Raw genomic sequence first — 7,194 nt, 5'->3', positions numbered from 1 at the left:
CCACAAGATGTTGCCAATGCGGTCATGTTTTTATTATCCGACCAAGCCGGCCACATTGTCATGGACGATCTCTACGTAGACGGCGGCGCCACGTTAAGGGCCTAAGCCCTGCGCCCCGCTGTACGTTTTCCGCCGTACGCTGTCCGTTAACGATCTCGTGAGGCCTGTTTTATCTTTTTGTTTAACTGACAGCTTAAAGCGTACAGCTTACAGCAGCCCGCAGGGCTCTTTGGCGCTGTTAAATAATTGATTAAAGGAATGTGCATGAAACGCAATTTACAGCCTAAACACCTCTTTGGCGCGTCCATATTGGCGCTGTGCTCGGTACTCACCTCGTTTACCGTGACTGCGGCGCAAACTATCACCGACTTGCGCGGGCGCACTGTTGAAGTGCCCGACGAAATCAACACCATTGCTATCGACGATAGCCGCTTCTTGCTGGCTTTATCGTTACTGGATAAAGACCCTATTCATCACTTGAGTGCTTGGCCAAAAGACATTAACCGCTTAGGTGATGCCTATTATCAAGGACTCGCCGAGGCGTTTCCTACCCTAGACGACTTGCCGTTAGTGTCGAGCTCTGCGGAAAGCTTCGACATGGAGTCGATGTTGGCTGCAGAGCCGGACGTGGCCGTGGTGTCCCTAAGCCGCGGGCCCACTGATGCCCAAGTTGCACTGCTGGAAGCCTCCGGTATTGCGGTGGTCTTTATCGACTTTTTTATCGACCCCTTTAAGCATCAAGCCCCAAGCCTTGAGCTGTTAGCCAAACTCACCGGTAATGAGCAACAGGCCGCCGACTACTTGGCACTGCGTGAGCAACACTTGGCTGAAATTGCCAAGCGCTTAGCCGAGCATCAAGCGGAGACTAAACCGACGGTATTTATGGAAGCCCATGCTGGCATTAGCCAAGACTGTTGTTTCTCACCGGGCACCGGTGGCGTTGGGGATTACATTGAGTTTGTCGGTGGGCACAATATTGGTGCCGACGTGCTCAGTAAGGCGTCAGGAAAGTTGAACTTGGAATATATTATTGCCAGCGATCCCGACCTATACATTGCCACCGGTGGCCCAGCGCTAGAGAAAAACGGCGGCCTCGTATTGGGGGCGGGGTATAGCGAGGCTGTGGCTCAGGCCGCGCTAACCAAGGTGGCAAGCCGTCACGGTATTGCGGACTTATCGGCCGTCAGTAAAGGCTGCGTGCATGGTTTGGCTCACCAGTTATTAAATTCGCCGTTAGATATAGTGGCGGTCGAAGTGCTGGCTAAATGGGTACACCCACAGTGGTTTACAGACTTAGACCCTGCGCAAACATTGCAAACCATTAATGACGACTTTTTAGCGGTGCCTTACCTTGGCACTAACTGGATCGATTTACCCTAAGCCCTTCGGGCAGCTTTAAGCCGTAAGCCGTAAGCTGTCAGTAAAAAATACACACGAATGGGGCTTGGTTTAGCCTTTAGTTAGGCACACGAAGGGCGGTTGTTCTTTAGCCTATGGTTTAAAGCTGACCGCTGGTAATTTGATTGTTATAACTCACCATATCTTCTTAAGGTAATTTTTTTGAACACGATCACTGCGACTACGCAAACCACGTCCAGCACCGCCATTCTTAGTGCCTATCAAGGCAAGGTGCGTTGGCGCTTGGCTATATTGGTGCTGTTAGTATTCATGTGCCTTGGCGCCTTGGTGCTGGACTTAATCACGGGCCCTTCTTCACTCACCGCCGCTCAAGTGTGGGGCGGGTTGTTAGATCCCAGTAGCGTGTCGAATGCTCAGCGCACTATTATCTGGAATGTACGCCTGCCTTACGCCTTAATGGCGATGCTGGTGGGAGCGGCGCTGTCATTAGCCGGTGCCGAAATGCAAGCCATTTTAAATAACCCCTTGGCCAGCCCTTTTACGCTTGGGGTGTCGTCGGCGGCGTCTTTTGGTGCGGCCTTAGCCATAGTGCTGGGCATTAGTCTGCCGTTTGTGCCCCTTGAGTGGATGGTGTCATTAAACGCTTTTATTTTTGCATTGGGCTCTGTGCTCTTATTGCAAGTGATGACGAAGTTGCGCAGCAGCAGTGTGGAGACCATGGTGTTGCTCGGCATTGCCTTGGTGTTTGTGTTTAATGCGCTGGTGGCCTTTGTGCAATTTGCGTCATCGCAAGCGGCACTGCAGCAGTTGGTATTTTGGAGCATGGGTTCACTGTCTCGTGCCACTTGGAATAATGTCGGTATCTTGGCGTTAGTGCTGTTATTAGTGGTGCCATTTTCGTTACTGGCGGCAGGTAAATTAACGGCGCTGCGGTTAGGTGAAGATCGGGCCCGCAGCTTTGGTATTAACGTGGGCAGCTTACGATTTATGGCTTTGTTACGGGTTAGCCTATTGGCCGCCACCTCGGTGGCATTTGTGGGCACTATTGGTTTTATCGGCTTGGTCGGCCCGCATATTGCCCGTTTAATGTTGGGAGAAGACCATCGTTTTTTATTGCCTGGCAGTATCTTAACGGGCGCACTCATCATGGCTTTGGCCTCGGCGGCCAGTAAAGTATTGGTGCCGGGTGTCTTGCTGCCGGTGGGCATAGTGACCTCCATTGTGGGTGTGCCGGTATTCCTATTGCTGATTTTTTGGAAGCCAGGAGAGCGCTCATGAGCCAAGTGAATACTGAGCAAGGGTTAGTGATCAGTGGCTTGTCTACTGGTTATCGCAAGCGCAACATCATTCAAAATGTCAGCTTATCGCCTTTGCAATCTGGCGGTGTATATTCGCTAATTGGCCCTAACGCCGCCGGCAAAAGTACCTTAATGCGTGCCTTGGCCGGCTTGCAAGCGGCTAAAGGCTCGGTGAACTTAAATGGCTTTGAGCTGATAGGTAAGCCCTTATCGGACTGGGCGCGGCGGGTAACGTATATGCCGCAAACTCTGCCCCAAGGTGTGTCGCTCAACGTGCTAGAAAGCGTGATCAGTGCGCTGCGCGCCTCGCCGATGGAAGGCGACTTAAGTGGCCAAGACATTAAGCAGTATGCGGTGAGCGTACTCGAGCGGGTAGGCATAGTAGACTTGGCATTGCGCAACCTCGGCCACTTATCTGGCGGCCAACGCCAATTAGTGTCACTGGCCCAAGTGTTGGCCCGCAATCCTAAAGTGTTGCTACTGGATGAACCTATTAGTGCCTTAGATTTAAAGCACCAGTTTCGGGTGATGCGCCTGGTAAAAGAATTAGCAGCTGAGCGCAACATGATAGTGATAGTGGTACTGCATGATTTAAGCGTGGCGGCCCGCTGGTCTAACGGCATTGTGATGCTGGCCAAAGGCGCGGTCGTGGCCACCGGCACCCCCGCTGAGGCGATAACACCTGCAACACTCGGCCAAGTCTATGGGGTACAAGCCCGCGTCGGCTACTGCGAACAAGGCCACATGCAAGTGATGATAGACGACGAGCTATAAATAGCGCCGAGCGCCGTAGAGGCCATCTTTAGTCGGCCGGTTTTACGTAGTAAAACAAAAATCTACACGAAGTGCTTAAAGACTATTGGCAACGGAATCCACGAAATCCACGGAACAATAAAGATGGGATAAGATCGACGAGTAACAAGAGCCTACAAAATTTAATAGTAAGGGCTCCCTTCATTCAAGAATGGTACTTGGCTCTTACCATTAATATCTTTATTCAGATCTGATCACTATTTTTCCGTGGGTTTCGTGGATTCCGTTGCAGATATGTTCTGATTATTAGGTTCAGTAAATAAAAGAAGAGAGATATGCAAGATTACCTAACACGCGACTATGTAGCGCAGCAAAGTGGCGCGGCCTACCAAGTGAGTATTTGGACACCGGCCGGTGAGCCGCCAGCGGGCGGTTGGCCGGTGGTGTATGTGTTGGATGCTAAGGCCATGTTTGCCACCTTTGTTGAGGCTATTCAACGCAGCGGTCGCCGACCCGATGCCACCGGCATTGGCATGGCTGCCGTGGTAGGCATTGCCCATGGTGGCGAACATCTTTTTGCCACCGAACACCGTTATCGAGACTATACCTTTGAAGCCTCATCCTTGGTGGAGTCTGCTCAAGCCGGCGGCGGTAGGGTTTTTCTCGGTTTTATTGTCGATCAATTAGCGCCCGAACTAAGCGCTGAGTTTAGCTTTAACCGTGAGCGCCAATCTTTATTCGGCCATTCATTAGCGGGCTACTTTGTGCTGAACGCGCTGGCAATTCGCCCGCAAGCCTTCTGCTATTACGCCGCCATTAGTCCCTCGGTATGGTGGCAGCCAGAGGCACTAACTGAGCGTTTACAGCAGCTTGACGCTGCGGTTAGCGCCCGAGTGTTGATTGCCACCGGCGAATGGGAAGGGCAGCCCGCCCCTTGGATAAGCGAGCCTGAGCGCAGCGCACTCATCACCAGACGCGCCCCCCGCGCCATGCTAGAACACGCCGCCGCCGCCGCTGAATTGCTAGCCCAGCGTTTAAGCGCCGCACAGGTACGCTATCGCTGCTTTCCTGAAGAAGATCACAGCTCAGTGGTGATGATTGGCATACAGCGCAGCCTACGGCAATTTTTTGAATAAGCACCGGGCTGCTTATTAGGCTCACCACTGAATTACCGTCCCTTCACTACATAGCTTGGCGCTTTGCTGCGCCTACTTGTTATCTGGCTTACTTAGCCTTTTTATAAAGACGCAAAGCAATTTCTACTTTAATTACGGGTTTCAATTGAAATCTTTATTTAATACGCCAGAATGAGTTGCACATTATAAAAGTGCAATCAGATGATCGCCTGCAAGATCTGGCGGTAGCCTGTGTTGTGTTCAAGCAAGTGCTTGAGCGTTAATACGACTTCAGCGCGTTTTTTGAGTGTTAACGGCAACATGATAATCGGCGGCCAGCCGTAATGCTCCTAGCTTGCGTGTTATCAAAAAAGTGTGCTCGTGTACAACAACTTGCGATAGAGAAAAGCCAGAAGATTGAGAGACTTGCCTTGTAATGATGTAGATAACGAGCGAAGTCGTGCAGATATTGAGCATGGAGAGCTTGTACTAAAAGAGAAAAATTACTTTATAATCAAAATGTTATGAAATTTATTGTAAGCTGTTATCTGAACAGATATGAGCACGCTCATTATTAAAATGTTAGGGCTATTTTGCTATTTTGGTCGTACATAAAAGGATTTTAGTAAAATGATTAGTGACTTAAGTCTAAGTAAGAATGTTCAGTTTTATGCACTGAATAAAGCACTCACCAAAAAATCTGTTGAAGATACATTCAAAGAAATCTCTAAAGAGCGTGTAGGAAATTACCTTTTAAACAAGCCTAAAATAAAATATATAACGGCCTCAGGTAATCAAGTAGTATACTCAATTGTTTCATATAAAATAGAAGCAGAACCTTCGTTTTTAGCCGGTACATCGATTAGAGAACAAAAGTACGCCTATTTATTATTAATAGAATGTGATGATGCTTTAGCTATTTTGAAAAAATATGTTGATTCACCTGATAAACACTTTTCTGATTTTATAGACGAGTTTGATTATGAAAAGTTCTGTCATTTTCATGGTGATAAAAAGCCAGAGTATGAAAGAGTTACCATGAAAAACATGAGTATATCAAATGCTGTCATTAGATCCCGTTCATTAGAAGCTAAAAGCTTGAATGGTATTATCTCATCTAATTCGTCTAGCCGATCAATCCCAAGTAACTTCAGAATGAAAGTCGGAGAAGACTCATATACTCTAACACCAAGTACTTCTAGAGTTAGTCATAGGGATAAAAAATCAGCATTTGATGGACTAATCGACTGGGTTATTGAAATCAAAGAGGAAATAAAAATAACCACTAATCAAAGTGAGTTTCTTAGTAATTTTGCTTCGCCTATTTGTTTGAAGGATATTATAGATTTAGGTCATCAAGTCGTGGCAATTCTCATAGATTTGACTGAAATAGAAACTAAGGTTTTGAATGGTGTAGCTGTGTTAAATAAAGCTGATGGCATTCAATTGAATAGTAGGGAAGTTAATATGCTTTTTAATCAATTAAAATCTCCGATTTTAGTTGATGGTAAATTAATGAAGGTGAAAGGTTCAACTTTAACGGGAAAAATATCATACTCAAAAAACTTAATTACAATTAGAAATAAGCTTCTTGATAGTATTTCAGTGACTGAAAATGGCTCTGATAGCTATTCTATAGGTGGGTATATAAATAAAGAGAAGCCATTTTCTGCTGTATTCGACTCACCAAATTATTCGTATTATTCAAAGTCATGCTTTGAAGATAAACACTTAGTAAATAACATTCAGTCAATACTCAATATTTTTGATGATAGTTATAACTTTAATGGCATCGGTAGTGAAAAAGAGAAACCACATAAAGCCAATTTAACTAGGTTTCCTACCAGCTCTCTATTTAGGAAAGTAGAAGATCAATATTGTGATCCTCATAATATTGTTATTTGTGATGATATGAATGACGAATGGTCTGATCATATTGCTATAGATAGTAATAGCGCTATTCCATCTATCTCTTTTATCCACTCTAAATTTACTAAAAAAGATACATATGGTGCTAGTGCTTTTCATGACGTAGTGGCTCAAGCACTAAAAAATATTGGCCGGACTCAAGCAGAAAAGCAACTATTTAAGAGTAAGTATGATAATGAGTGGCACAAGAATTATGAAAGCACCAATATTAGTAGAGTTACAGGTGCCCATAATTGGCAAGATTTAGAAGTAGCTCTCGACGCTGTAAATAAAAACCCTAACTCTATAAAGAAAATTGTACTTGCAACACCTTTTCTAAGTAAGGCTAAATTGACAAGAGAATTAAACAAATTGGCTTTGGGTCAAAAATGTAAGCCACACTATGTGCAGTTAACCTGGCTTATAAATACGTTTATAAGTTCATGCAAAGATTTTGGAGTTCAAGCTCATATACTGTGTAAACCATAGCCCTAACAAGACCTTTAAGCGGACAAAAAACAGTTTTCTGTTTTCACTCTGTTCAAAATTTTAGCAAACAGTTTTTTGCCGCTTAAGGTGGCTTTCAATCCCTAAAGGAAATTATAGTGTACGAAGAAATTGAATTACTTGTGAAAGCTATAGAAGGGATAAAGCAAGAATCAAGCTATTTCAAAGATAGCTTAACAGGCAGATAGCTTAACAGGCTAGCTTAACAGGCCACCCATGCTAACTGGTTGAAATCTGAGCTGGTGCCTATGCTT

6 protein-coding genes are annotated in these 7,194 nt (G+C 45.7%); all 6 read left to right on the top strand.

Annotated elements, in window-relative coordinates; translation table 11 throughout:
* Positions 1-105: SDR family oxidoreductase (locus ACTHY5_RS10330; protein WP_441879346.1), on the top strand; the 105-nt coding region annotated here is incomplete at its 5' end.
* Between the two features lie 159 nt (positions 106-264).
* Positions 265-1,380, top strand: coding sequence for an ABC transporter substrate-binding protein (locus ACTHY5_RS10325; RefSeq protein ID WP_441879345.1), 1,116 nt, complete (start codon positions 265-267; stop codon positions 1,378-1,380).
* 180 nt (positions 1,381-1,560) lie between these two features.
* Positions 1,561-2,637: a FecCD family ABC transporter permease gene (locus ACTHY5_RS10320; protein WP_441879344.1), complete on the top strand. Its 1,077-nt coding sequence runs from the start codon at positions 1,561-1,563 to the stop codon at positions 2,635-2,637.
* Entirely contained in the window at positions 2,634-3,431 is a 798-nt protein-coding gene (locus ACTHY5_RS10315) for an ABC transporter ATP-binding protein (RefSeq protein ID WP_441879342.1), read from the top strand. The genes ACTHY5_RS10320 and ACTHY5_RS10315 overlap by 4 nt, the downstream gene beginning before the upstream one ends.
* 314 nt (positions 3,432-3,745) lie before the next feature.
* On the top strand, positions 3,746-4,546 hold the full coding sequence (locus ACTHY5_RS10310; protein WP_441879340.1) for an alpha/beta hydrolase: 801 nt from the start codon (positions 3,746-3,748) through the stop codon (positions 4,544-4,546).
* A 609-nt stretch (positions 4,547-5,155) separates the two neighbouring features.
* Positions 5,156-6,922 (top strand): hypothetical protein, encoded by a 1,767-nt coding sequence (locus ACTHY5_RS10305; RefSeq protein WP_441879338.1) that lies wholly within the window; start codon positions 5,156-5,158, stop codon positions 6,920-6,922.
* Positions 6,923-7,194 lie beyond the last annotated feature (272 nt).

Origin of the sequence: Oceanisphaera sp. (genome assembly GCF_052084945.1) — a bacterium.
Lineage (GTDB): Bacteria > Pseudomonadota > Gammaproteobacteria > Enterobacterales > Aeromonadaceae > Oceanimonas.
The sequence above is the reverse complement of the archived record's forward strand: the minus strand, read 5'-3'. Positions and strand labels throughout refer to the sequence as shown.

Bases quoted from the DNA above. Each gene is read 5' to 3' on its own strand.
- ACTHY5_RS10325 (WP_441879345.1), top strand. From the start codon at position 265: ATGAAACGCAATTTACAGCCTAAACACCTCTTTGGCGCGTCCATATTG.
- ACTHY5_RS10315 (WP_441879342.1), top strand. From the start codon at position 2,634: ATGAGCCAAGTGAATACTGAGCAAGGGTTAGTGATCAGTGGCTTGTCT.
- ACTHY5_RS10310 (WP_441879340.1), top strand. From the start codon at position 3,746: ATGCAAGATTACCTAACACGCGACTATGTAGCGCAGCAAAGTGGCGCG.
- ACTHY5_RS10305 (WP_441879338.1), top strand. From the start codon at position 5,156: ATGATTAGTGACTTAAGTCTAAGTAAGAATGTTCAGTTTTATGCACTG.